The organism is Microbacterium sp. LCT-H2 (assembly GCF_001866135.1).
GTDB lineage: Bacteria > Actinomycetota > Actinomycetes > Actinomycetales > Microbacteriaceae > Microbacterium.
Map to the genome: position 1 here is coordinate 213,239 of NZ_MODW01000005.1, position 19,168 is coordinate 232,406.

19 protein-coding genes and 1 pseudogene are annotated in these 19,168 nt (G+C 68.4%); 10 read left to right on the forward strand and 10 right to left on the reverse strand.

All coding sequences use genetic code 11. The features are described from left to right. Positions 1 to 24: 24 nt before the first annotated feature. Positions 25 to 624 (reverse strand): dephospho-CoA kinase, encoded by a 600-nt coding sequence (coaE, locus tag BK819_RS13500; RefSeq protein ID WP_071329590.1) that lies wholly within the window; start codon positions 622 to 624, stop codon positions 25 to 27. Between the two features lie 126 nt (positions 625 to 750). On the opposite strand from coaE, the gene BK819_RS13505 reads away from it, so the two are divergent. The 3 genes from BK819_RS13505 to BK819_RS13515 are packed head-to-tail and all read left to right on the forward strand — an operon-like array spanning position 751 to position 2,385. Next, positions 751 to 1,308: a hypothetical protein gene (locus tag BK819_RS13505; protein ID WP_071329616.1), complete on the forward strand. Its 558-nt coding sequence runs from the start codon at positions 751 to 753 to the stop codon at positions 1,306 to 1,308. Positions 1,309 to 1,342: 34 nt separating this feature from the next. After that, the gene (locus tag BK819_RS13510; protein WP_256209474.1) at positions 1,343 to 1,858 is read left to right on the forward strand and encodes a signal peptidase I; all 516 of its coding nucleotides are present in this window, start codon (positions 1,343 to 1,345) and stop codon (positions 1,856 to 1,858) included. Further along, a complete protein-coding gene (locus BK819_RS13515; RefSeq protein ID WP_143049306.1) occupies positions 1,855 to 2,385 on the forward strand; it encodes a hypothetical protein in 531 nt (176 codons plus the stop codon). Before BK819_RS13510 ends, BK819_RS13515 begins: the two co-directional genes overlap by 4 nt. Positions 2,386 to 2,412: 27 nt before the next feature. On the opposite strand, the gene BK819_RS13520 is transcribed toward BK819_RS13515, so the two are convergent. The 7 genes from BK819_RS13520 to rpsA form a co-directional block, all read right to left on the reverse strand. Next, the gene (locus tag BK819_RS13520) at positions 2,413 to 2,985 is read right to left on the reverse strand and encodes a CoA-binding protein (protein ID WP_071329592.1); all 573 of its coding nucleotides are present in this window, start codon (positions 2,983 to 2,985) and stop codon (positions 2,413 to 2,415) included. Then, on the reverse strand, positions 2,985 to 4,286 hold the full coding sequence (locus BK819_RS13525; RefSeq protein ID WP_071329593.1) for an O-acetylhomoserine aminocarboxypropyltransferase/cysteine synthase family protein: 1,302 nt from the start codon (positions 4,284 to 4,286) through the stop codon (positions 2,985 to 2,987). The genes BK819_RS13520 and BK819_RS13525 overlap by 1 nt, the downstream gene beginning before the upstream one ends. Next, a complete protein-coding gene (gene acs, locus BK819_RS13530) occupies positions 4,283 to 6,289 on the reverse strand; it encodes an acetate--CoA ligase (RefSeq protein ID WP_071329594.1) in 2,007 nt (668 codons plus the stop codon). The genes BK819_RS13525 and acs overlap by 4 nt, the downstream gene beginning before the upstream one ends. After that, positions 6,280 to 7,137, reverse strand: coding sequence for an ABC transporter permease (locus tag BK819_RS13535; RefSeq protein ID WP_071329595.1), 858 nt, complete (start codon positions 7,135 to 7,137; stop codon positions 6,280 to 6,282). The genes acs and BK819_RS13535 overlap by 10 nt, the downstream gene beginning before the upstream one ends. Further along, positions 7,134 to 8,174, reverse strand: coding sequence for an aliphatic sulfonate ABC transporter substrate-binding protein (locus tag BK819_RS13540; protein WP_071329596.1), 1,041 nt, complete (start codon positions 8,172 to 8,174; stop codon positions 7,134 to 7,136). Before BK819_RS13540 ends, BK819_RS13535 begins: the two co-directional genes overlap by 4 nt. Then, complete coding sequence (locus BK819_RS13545) at positions 8,171 to 9,022, reverse strand: ABC transporter ATP-binding protein (protein WP_071329597.1); 852 nt, start codon at positions 9,020 to 9,022, stop codon at positions 8,171 to 8,173. The genes BK819_RS13540 and BK819_RS13545 overlap by 4 nt, the downstream gene beginning before the upstream one ends. A 144-nt stretch (positions 9,023 to 9,166) precedes the next feature. Then, positions 9,167 to 10,621 (reverse strand): 30S ribosomal protein S1, encoded by a 1,455-nt coding sequence (rpsA, locus tag BK819_RS13550; RefSeq protein ID WP_060921208.1) that lies wholly within the window; start codon positions 10,619 to 10,621, stop codon positions 9,167 to 9,169. A 235-nt stretch (positions 10,622 to 10,856) separates the two neighbouring features. Between rpsA and BK819_RS16600 the strand changes: the two genes are divergently transcribed. The 3 genes from BK819_RS16600 to BK819_RS13560 all read left to right on the forward strand — a co-directional run bounded on the left by BK819_RS16600 (position 10,857) and on the right by BK819_RS13560 (position 13,146). Next, positions 10,857 to 11,393 carry a hypothetical protein gene (locus BK819_RS16600; RefSeq protein WP_143049307.1) on the forward strand — a complete coding sequence of 179 codons (537 nt, stop codon included), beginning with the start codon at positions 10,857 to 10,859 and terminating at the stop codon, positions 11,391 to 11,393. Between the two features lie 260 nt (positions 11,394 to 11,653). After that, entirely contained in the window at positions 11,654 to 12,154 is a 501-nt protein-coding gene (locus tag BK819_RS13555; protein ID WP_143049308.1) for a hypothetical protein, read from the forward strand. Between the two features lie 32 nt (positions 12,155 to 12,186). Then, positions 12,187 to 13,146, forward strand: a complete 960-nt coding sequence (locus BK819_RS13560) for a 5'-3' exonuclease (protein ID WP_071329599.1) — start codon at positions 12,187 to 12,189, stop codon at positions 13,144 to 13,146. Between the two features lie 2 nt (positions 13,147 to 13,148). Here the strand turns inward: BK819_RS13560 and BK819_RS13565 are convergent, their stop codons facing one another. Together BK819_RS13565 and trpD are read right to left on the reverse strand one after the other, a co-directional pair. Next, positions 13,149 to 14,135, reverse strand: coding sequence for a PHP domain-containing protein (locus BK819_RS13565; protein ID WP_177173846.1), 987 nt, complete (start codon positions 14,133 to 14,135; stop codon positions 13,149 to 13,151). Positions 14,136 to 14,137: 2 nt separating this feature from the next. Beyond that, on the reverse strand, positions 14,138 to 15,208 hold the full coding sequence (gene trpD, locus BK819_RS13570; RefSeq protein WP_071329601.1) for an anthranilate phosphoribosyltransferase: 1,071 nt from the start codon (positions 15,206 to 15,208) through the stop codon (positions 14,138 to 14,140). 288 nt (positions 15,209 to 15,496) lie between these two features. Here trpD and BK819_RS13575 point away from each other — a divergent pair, with 288 nt between their 5' ends. The 4 genes and pseudogenes from BK819_RS13575 to BK819_RS13590 form a co-directional block, all read left to right on the forward strand. Further along, complete coding sequence (locus tag BK819_RS13575) at positions 15,497 to 16,054, forward strand: heme-copper oxidase subunit III (protein WP_231919669.1); 558 nt, start codon at positions 15,497 to 15,499, stop codon at positions 16,052 to 16,054. A gap of 20 nt (positions 16,055 to 16,074) precedes the next feature. Continuing rightward, positions 16,075 to 16,875: a c-type cytochrome gene (locus BK819_RS13580; protein ID WP_071329602.1), complete on the forward strand. Its 801-nt coding sequence runs from the start codon at positions 16,075 to 16,077 to the stop codon at positions 16,873 to 16,875. A gap of 36 nt (positions 16,876 to 16,911) precedes the next feature. Further along, a complete protein-coding gene (locus tag BK819_RS13585; protein WP_071329603.1) occupies positions 16,912 to 17,988 on the forward strand; it encodes a ubiquinol-cytochrome c reductase iron-sulfur subunit in 1,077 nt (358 codons plus the stop codon). Continuing rightward, positions 17,985 to 19,168 (forward strand): annotated as a pseudogene (locus tag BK819_RS13590) (cytochrome bc complex cytochrome b subunit); the annotation flags it as partial. The gene BK819_RS13585 and the pseudogene BK819_RS13590, both read left to right, overlap by 4 nt.

Consider the following 19,168-nt stretch of genomic DNA (forward strand, 5'->3'; position numbering starts at 1 on the left):
GCCGCGTCCGGTGGCGGCAGCGCTTCAGCTCGCGCGGAGCCGGTCCCAGAGCGCGTCCGTCTGGGCCAGCGTGTCCGCGATCGATCCGGCGGTGTCGATGACGATGTCGGCGATCGCGAGCCGCCTGTCGTCGGGAACCTGCGCGGCGATCCGCCCGCGGGCCTCGTCAGGCGTCATCCCGCGCAGGTGCTCGAGCCTCTCGAGACGGACCTCCTCGGGAGCGTGCGCGACGACGATCGCATCCCACGGGTCGTCGACACGCGCCTCCACGAGAAGCGGCACGTCGTAGACGACGACAGCATCCGGATCGGCACGGAACGCGGCGTCGAAACGGCGCTGGGACTCGGCCCGCACGGCAGGGTGCACGATGGCGTTCAGCTGCGCGAGACGGTCCGGATCGGCGAACACGGTCGCCCCGAGGGCCGCCCGGTCGAGCGATCCGTCGTCGGCGATGACCTCGTCGCCGAACGCCCGAGCGATCGCATCGAGCACTTCGGATCCCGGCGCCTGGACCTCGCGAACGATCCGATCCGCGTCGACGATCACCGCGCCGAGCTCGGCGAGCCGGTTCGCGATGGTGGACTTCCCCGACGCGATACCTCCGGTGAGAGCGATGAGCGGCATCCGACCATCCTGCCACGCCTGACCGAGGGCGTCGCACGACGCTGCCGAGGAACAATCGGGAAAGCTTCGGTCCCTCTTGAGGAAGACTTGACGGTCCCCTGAGGTGTGCTGCGTAACGTCGAAGCCATGACGAACACGGAAGCCACCGCACGCCCTGACCGCACCGAGCGACCCTCCAGGCGGCGCCCCATCATGGCGTTCGCGCTGGCCGTGCTCGCGACGGGCGGCATCGGCGCCGCCCTCACCAGCGCCGCGTGGACCGACAACACGTTCTTCAGCGCCCCCGCCGCGGCGGCCACCTTCAACCTCCAGGGTTCGACCGATGGAACCACCTGGAAGGAGTCGGCCACCAAGAACAGCGTCGAGCTCGTCGTCCCGGCGGAGAAGCTGGCGAATCTGCTCCCGGGCGAGACCCGCACCATCAAGCTCTGGGTCAAGAACTCCAGCTCCGTCAACGCCGCCCTCACCTCGACCGTCGAGTACGCACCCGGCAACGCGGCGACCGACTTCACGGTGAAGCCGACGGCGACGATCACCGGGCTCGCGGCGTCGCTGACCTCCTCCGGCTCCACGGCGAGCGACGAGTTCGAGCTCGTCGTCACCACGCCGACCGACTGGGCGACGAGCAACCAGGGCAAGAGCGGCACCATCGTCGTCACGGTCTCCGCCACCGCGACCAACTGACACTCACCGAGACAGCAGAGACGAGGGACGAACCGTGGTGCAGCTCCTCCGCCGGCTCGCCCTGCTCGTGCTCTGGGCGCTGGCCGCCGCGGGCGTGGGCTGCGGCGTCGTCTGGGGCGCCACGGCGATCGGGCTCATCCAGCCGCTCGTCGTGATCTCGGGCTCCATGGAACCCGAGATCATGACGGGCGACCTCCTCGTCGCGACCAAGGTCCCCGCCGACTCCCTCGAGGTCGGGGACGTCGTCAGCCTCCCGAGCGCGCTGACCGACACCCTGGTGACCCACCGCATCACCGCCATCGAGGCCGCCGATGGCGCGCACACGATCACTATGAAGGGCGACAATAACGACTTCTCCGACGCCTTGGACTATGCCGTGACCGGCGAGGTGTGGAAGCCGGCAGTACAGCTCCCCGGGTGGGGAACCGCCATCATGAGGATGACGTCGCCTCCCGTCGCCGTCCCGCTGCTGCTTGGGCTCCTGGGCCTGCTCGGCCTCAGCATGATGAGTCCCGTCGAGCGACCGTCGCGTAAGCCGCTGACCACGTGACACCCGTACGACGATTCTCCCCGGTGGCCGGCGTCGCGGTCGCGATGGCGCTCGTCTTCCTGTCCGTCACCCAGGGAAGCGTTTCCACCACCAGCGCGGCGTGGACGGATCGGACCGTGGTCACGGCGACGGTGACGTCCGCCTCAACATGGTTGTCCCCGTTCACCGGGAACTCGTGCAAGGCGTACAGCAGCCCGTCGGCCGCCCCCACGACCTGCGCGATCACGGCCATCCGCTATGAGGAGATCAGCGACACCTCCGGCCACTTCTACATCAGCACCAACGCACCGGGCGGGTCGCACCACGTCGACGTCGATGTCGATCTGAAGAGGGCGACGAGCCTTCCCCGCACGTGGACTTCCTGGGCCGAAGCGGGGGTGCTCCCAGGCAGCCATGTCACGCCCGACCGCGCATGGACGTGCTCGACTCTGCCGCGGCTCACCGGCCGCAGTCTCGACTGGCACCTCACCGACCTGCAGGTTCCCGTGACGCTGCAACGCAGCACGGCGAACACGATCTGCGCGTGAGCGCCCCGGGGACGCAGCGAGCGCCCCTCAGCGCGCGAGCAGCTGCCGTCGGGAGCTGATCACGCCGGTGTCGAAGCCGGCGAGATGCAGGCCGCCGTGGAAGCGGGCGTGCTCGATCTTGATGCAGCGATCCATGACGACCGAGAGACCGGCCTCCTCCGCGAGCGCGGCCGCCTCCTCGTTCCAGGAGCCGAGCTGGAGCCACAGCGTCTTGGCACCGCTGTCGATCGCCTCCTGCGCGACCCCCGGAAGGTCGTCGTGACGACGGAAGACGTCGACGATGTCGGGCTGCACGGGCAGGGCGCTCAACGACGGGTAGACCGGCTGCCCGAGGATCTCGGTCTCCCTCGGGTTCACGAGATAGACGTCGTAGGCCGTGCTGGACAGCAGGTAGGTCGCGACGAAGTACGAGGCCCGTGACGGATTCCCCGAGGCACCGACGATGGCGATCGATCGGGCGCGCCGCAGCAGTCCGAACCGCTGCGGCTGCGAGGGCCCGGTCCACGTGCGGCCCGGCTCGACGGCAGCGGGGAGCGCGCAGCTGGCGGCATCCGTGGTCTGAGGGACGGCGCAGGCGTCCCCGGCGGAGGTCGTGCTCATCAGTGGGCTCCCGTCGCGAGGGTGAGGGCCTGATCGAGGTCCCAGATGATGTCTTCCGCGTCCTCCAGGCCGACGGAGATGCGGATCAGGTCGGGCCGCACGCCGGCGGCGACGAGCTGCTCCGCGGTGAGCTGGCGGTGCGTGGTGGAGGCCGGGTGGATCACCAGGGTGCGGGCGTCGCCGATGTTGGCGAGGTGGGACGCGAGCTGCAGGTTCTCGATGAACGTCTCCCCCGCGGCGCGGCCGTCCTCGGCGGCGACTCCGAACGCGAACACAGATCCCGGCCCCAGCGGCAGGTACCGGGCGGCACGCTCATGATGCGGATGACCTTCCAGTCCTGCCCAGGTGACGTAGGAGACGCGGGGGTCTGCCGCCAGCCACTCGGCGACGACCCGGGCGTTGGCGATGTGAGCGTCGATACGCTGAGGCAGCGTCTCCACGCCCTGCAGGAGCGTGAAGGCCGACTGCGGGCTCAGGGCGGGTCCGATGTCGCGCAGCTGTTCGGAGCGCAGCTTGGTGAGGAATCCGTACTCGCCGAAGTTGCCCCACCAGGAGATGCCGCCGTAGGAGGCCACCGGTTCGGTCATCTGCGGGAACTTGCCGTTGCCCCAGTCGAACGTGCCCTTCTCGATGACCACACCGCCGAGGGTCGTGCCGTGGCCGCCGAGGAACTTCGTCACCGAGTGGATGACGATGTCCGCCCCGTGCTCCAGCGGGCGCGCGAGGTAGGGCGTGGCGAGCGTCGCATCGACGACGAGTGGCACCCCGGCGTCGTGGGCGATGGCGGCGAGACCCGCGATGTCGGCGATCTCGCCCGACGGGTTCCCGATCATCTCGACGTAGACGACCTTGGTCTCCGGACGGATGGCCGCGGCGAAGTCGGCAGGGTCGGAGGAGCTGACGAACGTCGTCTCCACGCCGAAGCGTCGAAGCGTCACATCGAGCTGTGTGACCGTGCCGCCGTAGAGCTGCGCGGCGGCGACGACGTGATCGCCCGCGCCCACGAGCGCGGCGAACGTGATGAACTCCGCGCTCATCCCCGAGGCGGTCGCCACGGCCCCGATGCCGCCCTCCAGCGAGGCCAGCCGTTCCTCCAGGGCGGCGACGGTGGGGTTGCCGATGCGCGAGTAGATGTTGCCGTACTTCTGCAGCGCGAAGAGGTTTCCGGCGTCGGCCGCATCGTCGAAGACGAAGGACGTCGTCTGGTAGATCGGGACCGCCCGCGCTCCGGTGGCGGCGTCCGGTGTACCCCCGGCATGCAGGGCGCGCGTGCGGAACCCGAAGCGGTGGTCGTCGGTCATGATGTCCTCGATTCTGCGGCGAGAGCGCCGGCGATGTCGTCGACGGCCCAGGGGTTCTGCAATGACGTCGTGTCGCCGAGGGCCTGCGGAGCGCGTCCCGCGCGCCGATCCTGTTCGGCATCCCAGAGCTGCGCGAGCAGGCGGCGCATGATCTTCCCCGAGCGCGTCTTGGGCAGGTCCGGCACGACGACGACGTGCTTCGGCTTCGCGACGGGACCGATCGCGCGGGCGACCTGAGCGCGCAGCGCCTGCGCGTCGATCGCCGCCCGGCCGGACGGGGTGACGAACGCCACGACCGCCTGCCCGGTGACCGGATCAGCCACGCCTGCGGACCCGGCTTCGCTGACCGTCTCGTGCGCCACGAGCGCCGACTCGATCTCGATCGTCGAGAGGCGATGACCGGAGACGTTCACGACGTCGTCGAGTCGTCCCAGGATCCAGATGAAGCCGTCGGCGTCCTGTGTCGCCCCGTCTCCGGCGACGTAGTAGCCGCCGTGCGCGCCCACACCGGCGTACGCAGACCAGTACGCGTCGCGGTAGCGCTCCGGGTTCCCCCAGACGGTCCGCGCCATCCCCGGCCACGGACGCCGGACGACCAGCGTCCCGGATCGTCCAGGCGCCACCTCGTCACCGTTCTCGTCGACCACCGCGACGTCGATGCCCGGAAGCGGGATCGACGCGGAGCCGGGCTTCAGGGGTGTGACGCCGGGCAAGGGCGCGATCATCGCGGCGCCGGTCTCCGACTGCCACCACGTGTCGATGACGGAAAGCTCATCCCGCCCGAAGTTCCGGCGGAACCACACCCAGGCCTCCGGATTGATCGCCTCGCCCACCGTGCCGAGCAGTCGCAGAGTCGACAGATCGTGGCCGCTCGGCAGCTCGTCGCCGAACCAGGTCATGAAGGTCCGGATCAGCGTCGGAGCCGTGTAGTAGATCGTGACGCCGTAGCGCTCGATGATCTCCAAGTGCCGCTCGCGGCGCGGAGTGTCCGGCGTGCCCTCGTAGATGACCTGGGTGAGCCCGTTCGACAGCGGCCCGTAGATCTCGTAGGTGTGCGCCGTCACCCAGGCGAGGTCGGCCGTGCACCAATGGACGTCGTCCGGTTTGGCGTCGAAATGCGCCCAGTGCGCCCAGCTTGCGTGCGTCAGGTAGCCGCCGGAGGTGTGCACGAGGCCCTTGGGCTTCCCCGTCGTGCCGGAGGTGTAGATGATGAAGAGCGGGTGCTCGGCGTCGAAGGCCTCCGCCCGATGCACGGTGGGAGCCGTGTCGACGACGTCGTGCCACCACACGTCCCTGCCTTCGGTCCACGGGACGCCCTGTCCGGTGCGACGGAGCACGAGGACGTGTTCGAGGTCCGGCAGTCCCGCGGCGGCGGCGTCGGCGGCGGACTTGACCTCGGTCGCCGTCCCCCGCCGGAACTGGCCGTCGCTGGTGACGAGCAGCTTCGCCCCGGTGTCCTCGAGCCGGAACCGCACGGCCTCCGCGGAGAACCCTCCGAAGACGAGCGAGTGGACGGCTCCTATCCGCGCGCAGGCGAGCGTGATGACCACCGTCTCCACGAGCACGGGGAGGTAGATCACCACGCGGTCCCCCGGTCGGATCCCGAGGTCTTCCAGCGCGTGCGCGGCCTGGGCCACGCGGCGCTGGAGGTCGGCGTAGGTCACCGAGACCCGGTCACCGGGCTCTCCTTCGAAGTGCAGCGCCACCTTGTCTCCGCGCCCGGCGTCGACATGACGGTCCGCGCAGTTCACCGCGACGTTCAGCCGGCCGCCGAGGAACCATCGCGCCGCCGGGACCGCACCATCGACGGGCGGCTCCCACTCGTGCACGGCCGTCCACGGCTCGGCCCAGTCCAGTCGGCGGGCCGCGTCCTCCCAGAAGGCCAGAGGATCAGCGGCCGCCCGGGCATAGGCCTCCGCGGTCACGTTGGCGTCGAGGAACGCGGGCGACGGAGGATAGACCCGTTCCTCCTGCAGCCGAGCCTCGGTCGTCGTCACGTCCATCGCCGCAGCAGGTACTTCTCCAGCAGCGCGAGCACGCCGTTGGTGATCGTGCCGAGCAACGCGAGCAGCACGATGGAGAGCAGGATGCGGTCGACGCGCCCGGTGCTCTGCGAGTCCGTGAGCAGGAAGCCGAGCCCCATGGACGACGCGATCAGCTCGGCGGCGACCAGGAACAGCCACGCCTGGGCGAGCGCGAGGCGGAGGCCCGCGACGACGGACGGCACCACGGCCGGGAGCTGGACCGTGCGGAACAGCGACCATCCGTGCAGGCTGAAGGAGCGTCCCGCCTCGACGAGCTGCGGGTCCACGTGCCGGAGCGCGGAGGCGACGGTCGTGTAGACCGGGAAGAATGCACCGATCGCGATGAGGGTCACCTTGGACTCCTCGCCGATCTGCATCCACAGGATCAGCAGCGGCACCCAGGCGAGCGACGGCACCGCGCGAACCGCCGCGAGGGTCGGGCTGAGCAGCACGTCGCCCCAGCGTGAGAGCCCGACGATGCCGGCCGCTGCGAGGCCGACGACCGAGCCGATCGCGAACCCGAGCAGCACTCGCTGGACGGAGATGGCGATGTGGGTCCAGAGCTGTCCGGACTCGGCCAGTTCCACCCCGGCCTGGAACACCGACGCCGGCGCCGGGAGTCGGTACGGCTCGATGAGGCCGGCCGTCGTGACCACCTGCCAGGCGATGAGGATCGCAGCCGGGAGCAGGAAGCCCCCGACGATCCGTACGACGGGCGGCAGACCACGCCGTGCTCCTCCCGTCCCCCGCCGGGGAGCGCCCTTCGCGAACTCGAGCGCGTCCCGCGATTCCGCCGGGACGACCACCCGATCCTCGAAACCGGTCACTCGCCTGCGCCCGCCTTCGTCGCGAAGGTGTCGTTGATGATGCTGGACAGCGCCTTGTCGACGGATTCCTGCCCACCCTGGACGTCGCCGGACTCGACGAGCACGGGAGCGATCTTCTCGAGCACCTTCAGCTGGTCGTCACCGGGGATGCCGTTCACGTCGAGGTTCGACCGCTCCTGGATGACCGTGGTCGCGACCTCGAGGTCGATACCGGCGACCTCTGCCAGCAGGGCGGCAGTCTCCTCCGGGTTCTCGAGCGCCCACGCACGGGCCTCCTCGTAGGCGTCGACGACGGCCTGAGCGAGGTCGGGGTGGTTGTCGATGAAGTCCTCGGTCGCGTTGAGGAAGCCGTACGTGTTGAAGTCGACGTTGCGGTAGATGAGCTTGTCGCCCGACTCCTGCTCCGCGGCGGCCATGATGGGGTCGAGACCCGCCCATGCGTCGACCGAACCGCCGTCGAGCGCCGCGCGCCCGTCGGCGTGCTGGAGGTTCTGCACCTCGACGTCGGCCAGCGACAGCCCGCCCTCCTCCAGGGCCTGGAGGAGGAAGAAGTAGGGGTCCGTGCCCTTGGTGGCCGCGACAGAGGCGCCCTTGAGATCCTCCACCGAGGTGATGTCGCTGTCGGGCCCGACGACGATGGCTGACCACTCGGGCTGGGAGAAGATGTCGATCACCTGGATGGGCGAACCGTTCGCGCGGGCGAGCAGCGCGGCCGAGCCCGCCGTCGATCCCACGTCGACCGAACCCGAGCGGAGGAGCTCGTTGGCCTTGTTCGAGCCGGCGGACTGCACCCATTCGACGGTCACGTCGTCGCCGAGGATGTCCTCCAGGATGCCCTGGTCGCGGATCACGAGGCTGAGCGGATTGTAGGTCGCGAAGTCGATGGAGAGCGTGTCCGCCGACCACTCGCCGTTCCCGGCGGGGGTGGACTCGGCCTCGGCGGACGCGTTCTCCCCGGCGACGCAGCCGGTGGCGACGAGCATCATCGTCCCGGCGACGGCGATCGCAGGGATGATGCGGCGGGTGATGGTGCTCATCGGGTCTCCTCGGGGGTGTGGTGGTGCGTGTCGACGCCGAGCCCTTCGAGGAGCTCGGCGCGCAGGTCGGCGAGGCCGCGGTCGGCGCGGTCTCGGGGGCGGATGCCGGGGACGCGGATCGTCCGCGCGACGGACGACGCCGTGTCGTCCGCGTCGCCGACGGTGCGCAGCAGCAGCACGCGGTCGGCGAGATAGAGGGCCTCCTCCACGTCGTGGGTCACGAGCAGCACCGTGGTGGGCTCGGCCGCGTGGATCTTCAAGAGCAGGTCGTGCATGCGGAGGCGGGTGAGGGCGTCGAGGGCGCCGAACGGCTCGTCGAGCAGCAGCACCCCGGGGTTCCTGGCGAGAGCGCGGGCGAGGGACGCCCGCTGCGCCATGCCTCCGGACACCTCGCGCGGACGCTGATCCGCGGCGTGCTCGAGACCGACGAGCTGCAGCAGTTCGCGGACGCGAGTGCGTCCGACGGTGCGGGAGACGCTGCGGGGAAGACCGAGCTCGACGTTCTGCGCAAGGGTGCGCCACGGAAGCAGCCGCGGCTCCTGGAACGCGATCGCTGTGCGCTCGTCGACATCGGCGACACCGGAGCCGTCCAGGCGGATCGTCCCCCGCGTGGGGGTGTCCAGTCCGCCGATGAGGCGCAGCAGGGTCGACTTCCCGCACCCGGACGGGCCGACGACGGCGACGATCTCCCCGGCGGCGATGTCCAGGTCGAGACCGCGGAGCACCTCGCGTCGCCCCTGTGCGAGCGGGAACGACCGTGCGATGCCGTCGAGGCGCACGGGCTGTGCGGAGCCCGCGGTCTTCGGGGCCTCAGCGGTGTGCGACGCAGCGGGCAGGAGGGCGGTCATGTCCCCATGCTGTCGGAGGCTCCGGAATGTTACGAATGCGGCCGTAATGTTGCGTCACGCAGGTGTTCCGCGGGATTCCGGGCATACGAAAAGGGCCGCCACACCCGCCGTGAAGCGCGGTGACGACCCTTTTCGGAGTGTTGCTTAGGAGTTGCCGCCCGAGAGCTTCTCGCGCAGAGCCGCGAGAGCCTCGTCATCGGCGAGCGTGCCGGCACCGGCCGACTCGCTCGAGAAGGACTGGCCGCCGAAGTCGTCGCCGGCCGCAGCCTCGGCCTCGGCCGCCTTCGCGACCTGAGCCTTGTGCGCCTCCCAGCGAGCCTGGGCCGCAGCGTACTCCTGCTCCCACGCCTCGCGCTGGGCGTCGAAGCCTTCCTTCCACGCACCGGTCTCGGCGTCGAAGCCCTCCGGGTACTTGTACTCGCCGTTCTCGTCGTACTCGGCGAGCATGCCGTACAGAGCCGGGTCGAACTCGGTTCCGTTGGGGTCGACCGACTCGTTGGCCTGCTTCAGCGACAGCGAGATGCGACGACGCTCGAGGTCAATGTCGATGACCTTGACGAAGACCTCTTCGCCGACCGACACGACCTGCTCGGCCAGCTCGACGTGCTTGCTGGAGAGCTCGGAGATGTGGACGAGGCCCTCGATGCCGTCTGCGACGCGGACGAACGCACCGAACGGAACGAGCTTGGTGACCTTACCCGGCGTGACCTGACCGATCGCGTGGGTGCGGGCGAAGACCTGCCACGGGTCCTCCTGCGTCGCCTTCAGCGACAGGGAGACGCGCTCGCGGTCGAGGTCGACCTCGAGGATCTCGACGGTGACCTCCTGGCCCACCTCGACGACCTCGGAGGCGTGCTCGATGTGCTTCCAGGACAGCTCGGAGACGTGCACGAGGCCGTCCACGCCACCCAGGTCCACGAACGCACCGAAGTTGACGATCGAGGAGACGACGCCCTTGCGGACCTGACCCTTGTGCAGGTTGTTCAGGAACGTGGTGCGCGACTCCGACTGGGTCTGCTCCAGCAGCGCACGGCGGCTGAGAACGACGTTGTTGCGGTTCTTGTCGAGCTCGAGGATCTTCGCCTCGATCTCCTGGCCGAGGTACGGCGTGAGGTCGCGGACGCGGCGGAGCTCGATGAGCGAGGCCGGGAGGAAGCCACGGAGGCCGATGTCGACGATGAGTCCACCCTTGACGACCTCGATGACCGTACCGGTGACGACGCCGTCGTTCTCCTTGATCTTCTCGACGTCTCCCCAGGCGCGCTCGTACTGCGCACGCTTCTTGGAGAGGATCAGGCGGCCTTCCTTGTCCTCCTTCTGGAGAACCAGGGCCTCGACCTCGTCGCCGACCTTGACGACCTCGTTGGGGTCGACGTCGTGCTTGATCGAGAGCTCGCGCGAGGGGATGACACCCTCGGTCTTGTAGCCGACATCGAGCAGGACCTCATCGCGGTCGATCTTGACGATCGTGCCTTCGATGATGTCGCCGTCGTTGAAGAACTTCAGGGTCTTCTCGACCGCGGCCAGGAAGTCCTCAGCAGATCCGATGTCGTTGATGGCGACCTGCTTGGTGGCCGGGGCGGTCGTTGCGGTAGTCATGTAGTGGGTTGTCCTTGTGAATGGATACTCGGGCTGCGGAGCATGGCCGCGCACGGCCGGGATGTGCTTCGCAGCAGGTGGATTGTGGTGTGTTCGTCACCTGGGCATGCGTGTACACGCCACGAGTGACAGTTCAGGCTACCAGAAGTTGTCGCCCCATGAAGGAGCGGATCTCCCGCAGCCACTCTGTGGATAACGCCCGCCGCGACCAGCGCATTCCGCATACGGTGGCTCGGTGATGTCGCCCACTCCTCTCCGTCTCCTGGCCGTGCTGGCACTCGGCGTCTCGCTGCTCTCCGGATGCACCCCCGCTCCGGAGTCCACGCCGACCCCCTCCCCCGCGTTCACCTCCGAAGAAGAAGCCTTCGTCGCTGCCGAGGCCACCTTCTCCGAGTACATTGACGCCTTGAACCGCGTCGACTTCTCTGACCCAGCAACCTTCGAGGGCGTCTTCAGTCATCTATCGGGGCAGGCGGCTGAATCCACGAGGCGCGCGTTCAGCCAATTTCATGCCGAAGGAGTCCGCACTTCAGGCGCGACGCGGTTTTCATGGGTGAGCGGAGTGTCCGCCGACGCCGACTCGGGTGGGGTGCAAGCTCGAGTTTGCATAGACGTAAGTGAAGTGGATGTCGTCGACTCTGACGGCGCTTCGATCGTCGCTCCAGATAGACCAGCCCTGCAACCCACAGTGGTGACCTTTGCCGCTACCGCCAACGCCGCCTCGACGATCTCCGGCCTGCAGAGCTCGGAGGAGTTTACGTGCGCCTCTTAGCTGCGGTCGTCGCGATCACACTTTCAACGCTCGGCTTCATTGCTCCATCAAGCAGTGGCTGCAACGCGGCGGTGTCCTTCGTCACTGGGTGCTCGGCCACCGGAAACCGCCTGACGATCATCGCGACCGAGAAGCGCTCCACGCCAAACGCTCCAAGTCACGAGCCTTCCAAATCCCCCTCTACCCCAGAGACGGAAAACGAGCCGTGTCGGACAGACGACACGCCACTGAGCCGCTCGTGCGGCATGTACGCGGTGCGGGTGACGAAGGAGTCGGGGCGACCGCTCACCATCGCGGATCTCGCACAGTTCGCTCCCCCACCGGTGACGACCACCGCCGAGCCGGGGAACGCGGGCATCGCAGGCATGCCGACGAACTTCGTGGCCACGGTCGCCGCGCACACGGCGACTGGCACCCTGCTCGATCGGCCGGTGACGGTACGCTTCACGCCTGTTCGCGTCGTCTTCGACCACGGCGACGGCACGACGGCGACGAAGCCAGACGGCGGCAGCACCTGGTCGACGCTCGGGCAGGCGCCATTCACGCCGACCGAGACGAGCCATACCTATGCGCGGCGGGGCACCTATTCGACGAGGACCACGGTCGCGTACACCGCGGAAGTCGATATCGGCGGGGGCTGGTTCCCCGTGTCCGGTGAGCTGTCGGTCGACGGACCGTCCCGCAGCGTCCGCATCTACGAGGCCACCACCGCGCTCGTGGCACGGACGTGCGAAGAACGACCCGCGGCGCCGGGCTGCTGAGCACCTGATCTGGCACGCTCTACCCTGAACCCATGACCCACGCCGAACGCCTCATGCTGCTCGACACCGCCAGCCTTTACTTCCGTGCGTTCTATGGCGTGCCCGACAAGGTGACCGCCCCCGACGGCTCCCCCATCAACGCCGCACGCGGATTGCTGGACATGATCGCCAAGCTGGTCACCACGTATCAGCCGACCCACGTCGTAGCCTGCTGGGATGACGATTGGCGTCCGCAATGGCGCGTGGACCTCATCCCGAGCTACAAGACCCACCGGGTGGTGGAGGTCGTGGCGGGCGCCCCGGACGTCGAAGAGGTCCCCGACCCGCTGGAGGCACAGATCCCCCTGATCAGGGAGACGCTCGGGGCCATCGGCATCCCGATCGTCGGCGTCGCCGAGCACGAGGCGGACGACGTGATCGGCACGCTCGCGACGAACGCGACGATGCCCGTGGACATCGTCACCGGCGACCGCGACCTGTTCCAGCTCGTCGACGACGAGCGCGACGTGCGCGTGATCTACACGGCCCGCGGCATGAGCAACCTCGAAGTCGTCACGGACGCGACGGTCGTCGCGAAGTACGGTGTCCTGCCGACGCAGTACGCAGACTTCGCGACGATGCGCGGGGACGCGTCGGACGGGCTTCCCGGCGTCGCCGGCATCGGCGAGAAGACGGCGGCCACTCTGCTGCAGAAGCACGGCGACCTGCTCGGCATCCGGGAGGCCGCGGAAGCCGGCGAGGGCATGAGCGCCGGCATCCGCGCGAAGATCCTCGACGCGCAGGCCTACCTCGACGTCGCTCCGACCGTCGTCGCCGTCGCCACGTCGCTGCCGATCGCTGCCCCGGGAGTCGCCCTGCATGCCCGCTCGTCGGAGGAAGCCGAAGAAGCAACGGCCCTGGCCGAGCGCTGGAATCTCGGCAGCTCGATGACGCGAGCCGTCGCCGCGATCACCGCGGCCGCGAACGAGGTCAGGGATGCTGACCAGCGCTGACGTCACTCCGCCCAGGCGAGGAGGCGCGAAAGCCCCCACGTGGTGACGATGCGTGACGCCGGAACGCCGGTGCGCTCCGCCCGTTCGGCACCGTGGTCCAGCAGGGAGAGCTGGCCGGGGGCGTGCGCGTCGGAGTCGATGGAGAAGAGGCATCCGGCCTCCAGCGCGATCGCGATGAGCTCGTCCGGCGGGTCCTGACGCTCGGGGCGGGAGTTGATCTCCACGGCGACCCCGTTCTCCGCGCAGGCCGCGAACACCGCGGCGGCGTCGAACGCCGAGGGCGGTCGCGTGCCCCGGTCGCCCTGGACGAGACGGCCGGTGCAGTGCCCGAGGACGTTCACCCGAGGATGCGAGACGGCCGCGATCATCCGCGCGGTCATCGCCCGTCCATCCATCCGGAGCTTGGAGTGCACCGAGGCGACGACGATGTCCAGGTCCGCGAGGAGCGCATCCTCCTGATCGAGCGCGCCGTCTTCCAGGATGTCCACTTCGATACCGGCGAGGAGCGTGAACCCGTCCCCCGACTGCGCCCGCACCTGCGGGATCTGCTCTCGGAGTCGCTCAGCCGACAGGCCTCGCGCCACGCGGAGGCGCGGTGAGTGATCCGTGATGGCCTGGTACTCGTGGCCCTGCGCGCGAGCGGCAGCAGCCATCACCTCGATGGAGGTCGTCCCATCCGACCACTCGGTGTGGGCGTGCAGGTCACCGCGGAGCTTCCCCCGGAGCACCGACACCTTCTCGGGTTCCACGTCGCCACGGAGCTCGATCAGATACTCCGGCACCTCTCCGGCCTGAGCCTGCCGGATGACGGCGAACGTCGACTCGCCGATGCCCTTGGCGGCCCGGAGACGCGTCGGGTCGCCCTGCACGTCGGGCGGAAGCTCCTGGAACGTGGCCGCCGCCTGACGGAACGCCTTGGCCCGGTATCGCGACGCCCGCTCGCGCTCCAGCAGCGAAGCGATCTCGAGCAGCGCGTCGACCGGGTCCATGGTCACTCCTTCGGGGAAGCCAGCTCGCGACTGACGCCGATCCACTGGTCGAGCTTCGCCAGTGCACTCCCGTCATCCACCGCAGCGGACGCCCGGGCGAGGCCGTCGCGGAGGCGCTCGAGGATCGGCCGCTGCACCTGGGTCGCGTCCTGGGACAGCTCGAAGGCGACGATCCCGGCGGCGGCGTTGAGGAGCACGATGTCCCGCACCGGTCCCTGCTCGCCCGCAAGGGTCCGGCGGAGGATCTCGGCGTTGTGGGCGGGAGAGCCGCCGATCAGATCGGACAGGTCAGCGAGAGGGATCCCCAGGTCGCGCGGGTCGAGGTCGTGCTCGTGGATGTCCCCGCGGGTGACCTCCCAGATGCGGCTGTGGCCGGTGGTCGTGAGCTCGTCCAGTCCGTCATCGCCACGGAACACCAACGCAGTGGCACCCCGTGTGCGGAAGACGCCGGTGATGAGCGGCACCCGCTCCATCTGCGCCACGCCGACCGCGTTCGCCTCGGCGCGCGCGGGGTTGCAGAGCGGTCCGAGCATGTTGAACACCGTGGGCACGCCGAGCTGCGAACGGACCGCGCCGGCGTGCTTGAAACCGGGGTGGAAGGCCCCCGCCCAGGCGAAGGTGATACCCGTCCGGTCGAGGATCGAGGCGACGGCGGCAGGATCGAGCGAGAGTTCCAGGCCAAGAGCGCCGAGAACATCGGAGGAGCCGGACGCGGAGCTCGCGGCCCGATTGCCGTGCTTGACGACCGGGATCCCGGTGGCACCGATGATGACGGCAGCCGTCGTCGAGACGTTCACCGTCCCCACCCGGTCCCCGCCCGTACCGACGATGTCCAGCACGTCGGGAGAGACCGGAAGCGGCACGGCGGCTTCGAGGATGGCGTCCCGGAAACCGACGATCTCGTCGATCGTCTCGCCTTTCGCGCGCAGAGCGACGAGGAACCCGGCGAGCTGCGCTTCGGAGACCTCGCCCTGCATGATCCGCCGCATGGCCCAGGTGGACTCCCAGACGCTGAGGTCGCGACGCTCCAGGAGAGAGGTGAGCACGTCGGACCAGGTCAGGGAATCAGCCATGTGTGCGATCCTATCGGCGCAGAGAAAACGTGCAGTGCGATCCGGGCGGGCGCCCAGCCGACGGAGGGACGGCGTTTCCCGCGTATTCACCGGGTATTCGCAGTGTTTTCTTAGGGTCCCCTAAGTCCCCGAACGGCGAATCGAGGGTCTGGGGTGCAAGAATCACGCTCGCGGATCGGCCATAATGGAGGGGTGACGACCTCAGCGACGTATGCCCCGGCGGCGAGAACCATCAAGCGGCCCAACCCGGTAGCTGTCGGCACCATTGTGTGGCTCGGCAGCGAGGTGATGTTCTTCGCGGGACTCTTCGCGATCTACTTCACCCTCCGCAGCACCTCACCCGAGCTGTGGGCCGACCGTACCGAGCTCCTGAACGTTCCGTTCGCGGCAGTGAACACGGCAATCCTCGTGCTCTCCTCGTTCACGTGCCAGATGGGCGTGTTCGCGGCGGAGGACCTGCAGCCGTACAAGATCGGCAAGGGACAGAAGAACGGTGCCGGCCGCCGTCGTCTGTTCGGCTGGGGCATGGTCGAGTGGTTCTTCCTCACCTTCGCCCTCGGCGCGATCTTCGTCTCGGGTCAGGTCTGGGAGTACGCCCAGCTGGTCGCCGAGGGAATGCCGATCCAGGCTGATGCCTACGCCTCGGCCTTCTACATCACCACCGGCTTCCACGCCCTCCACGTCACCGGCGGACTCGTTGCGTTCCTCCTGGTGATCGGCCGCGCGTACGCCGTCAAGAACTTCCGGCACAAGGAGGCGACCTCCTCGATCGTGGTGTCCTACTACTGGCACTTCGTCGACGTCGTCTGGATCGTGCTGTTCTTCGTTATCTACTTCCTGAAATAAGAGCGGAGCTGATCCCCGAGATGGCACGAGAGAAGAAGCGCCGTTCGAGCGGTCGTCGCAGCCCACTGGCGGCGGCCGCACTCATCGGAGCAGGCCTCATGATCACCGGTGCGGTGTACGCGGGCGCGACGGCGGCCTTCGCCGCCAACGACGCCCCCACGGCATCGACGCAGCTGACGGTCGAAGACGGCGAGAAGCTGTTCACGGCCAACTGCGCCACCTGCCACGGCCTCGACCTGGAGGGCACCCCCAACGGCCCGAGCCTCTACGGCGTCGGCGAGCTGGCGGTGGAGTTCCAGGTGTCGACCGGCCGTATGCCGCTGCAGATGCAGGGACCGCAGGCTCCGCAGAAGGAGCCGCAGTTCACCGAGGAGCAGATCCTCGCGATGGCGGCCTACGTGCAGTCCGAAGCCCCCGGCCCGACGTACCCCGCTGACGAGATCCTCGACGGCGAAGGCGACGTGGCGCACGGCGCCGAGCTCTTCCGCGTCAACTGCGCGATGTGCCACAACGTGGCCGCTGCCGGTGGCGCACTGACCGAGGGCAAGTACGCTCCGGCCATCACCGAGACCAGCGCGCTGCACATCTACGCGGCCATGGTCACCGGCCCGCAGAACATGCCGGTCTTCGGCGACATGAACCTGTCCGACGAGGACAAGCGCGACATCATCTCGGCTCTGCTCTTCCAGCAGCAGTCCGTCCAGATCGGCGGCTTCTCCCTCGGCTCGCTCGGACCGGTCTCCGAGGGCCTGTTCGTGTGGATCTTCGGTATCGGCGCTCTGGTCGCCATCACCGTGTGGATCACGGCGAAGTCCAACTGACGCTTATTCATCGAAGAGGAACGTACGAGGAGCACCATGGCACACGACGACGACTCGCAGGCTCTTGACAGGGCCTACCAGCCCTCTCCGGGGCTGGGTGTCGCAGTCAGCGATCCCGTGCAGAACCCCGGTCTTCCGCCGCACCGCGAGCGGATGACCGACAAGGACCCGCGGGCTGAGAAGGCCGCCGTCCGCACCGTCTACACGCTGTTCTACCTGTCGCTCGCCGGCAGCATCTGGGCGGTCGCCGCCTACATGCTGTTCCCGATCGAGAGCGGCGCTCTCATCGACATCCGTCAGAACAACCTCTTCATCGGTCTCGGCATCGCGCTCGCGCTGCTGGCCCTGGGCATCGGCGCCATCCACTGGTCGAAGGCCCTCATGTCCGACAAGGAGCACGTCGAGCACCGCCACCCCACCCGGGGCAAGGACTCGACGCGTGAGGCAGCCATCAAGGCCTTCGCCGACGCGAACGAGGAGTCGGGCTTCGGCCGTCGCACGATGATCCGCAACTCCCTGTTCGCAGCGATCGTCGCGTCGATCATCCCCGGTGTGACGTTGTTCCGCGGCCTTGCTCCGCACTCCACGCCGGACGACCCCACCGCGGGCGACCCGGTCGCGCTGCTGAAGCACACCATGTGGGACGAGGGCATGCGCCTGGTGCGCGACCCCGACGGCACTCCCATCCGTGCCGCCGACGTCACGCTCGGCTCCGCGTTCCACGTGATCCCGGAGGACCTCGCGGAGCTCGGTCACGATGAGGGCTACCTCGAGGAGAAGGCCAAGGCCATCGTGCTGATGATGCGCCTCCGCCCGGAGCAGCTCATCGAAGCCGAGGACCGCAAGGACTGGTCCTACGACGGCATCGTCGCGTACTCCAAGGTCTGCACGCACGTCGGCTGCCCCGTCGCGCTGTACGAGCAGCAGACCCACCACCTGCTGTGCCCGTGCCACCAGTCGCAGTTCGACGTCACGGACCACGCGAAGGTCATCTTCGGCCCGGCCGCCCGGCCGCTGCCGCAGCTGCCCATCACCGTGGACGACGAGGGCTACCTCATCGCACGCAGCGACTTCACCGAACCCGTCGGCCCGAGCTTCTGGGAGCGCCATTGAGCACCGCAACGCTGTCCAAGGACGAGAAGGACACCAAGGCGCCTCTCGGCGGCCGCTTCGTCGGCGCCGCGTCGAACTACATCGATGAGCGCACGAGCCTCTCCGGCTTCGTCAAGGAGCTCGGTCGCAAGATCTTCCCCGACCACTGGTCGTTCATGCTGGGAGAGATCGCCCTGTGGAGCTTCGTCGTCGTGTTCCTCTCCGGAACCTTCCTGACGTTCTTCTTCCAGGCATCCATGGTGGAGACGCACTACACCGGCGCCTACGCCCCCATGCGCGGTATCGCGATGTCGTCGGCTCTCGAGTCGACGCTGCACATCTCGTTCGACCTCCGCGGTGGCCTGCTGGTCCGCCAGATCCACCACTGGGCGGCGCTCGTCTTCATCGCGGGTATCGGCGTGCACATGCTGCGCGTGTTCTTCACGGGCGCGTTCCGCAAGCCGCGCGAGCTGAACTGGGTGATCGGCTTCGTGCTGTTCATCCTCGCGATGGCCGAGGGCTTCACCGGCTACTCGCTCCCCGACGACCTGCTCTCGGGTAACGGCCTGCGCATCATCGACGGCATGATCAAGGGTCTGCCGCTGATCGGCACCTGGACCTCGTTCCTCCTCTTCGGCGGCGAGTTCCCCGGCACCGACATCGTGGGTCGCCTGTACACGCTGCACATCCTGCTGCTCCCGATGCTGGTCATCGCCTTCATCGCCGTGCACCTGATGCTCATGATCATCAACAAGCACACACAGTTCGCCGGCCCCGGCCGCACGAACGACAACGTCGTGGGCTACCCGATGATGCCGGTCTACATGTCCAAGATGGGCGGCTACCTGTTCATCGTCTTCGGCACCATCGTGCTGATCGCGACGTTCTTCCAGATCAACCCGATCTGGAACTACGGCCCCTATGACCCCTCCCCCGTCTCGGCCGGTACGCAGCCGGACTGGTACATCGGGTTCGCGGACGGCGCCCTGCGCCTGGCACCGTCGAACTGGGACATCGTGTTCCTCGACCACACCTGGTCGTTCGGCATCCTGGCTCCGGTCGCCGTTCTNCCTGCGCCTGGCACCGTCGAACTGGGACATCGTGTTCCTCGACCACACCTGGTCGTTCGGCATCCTGGCTCCGGTCGCCGTTCTCGGGCTGTTCATCGTCATCGTCGCGATCTACCCGTTCATCGAGGCGT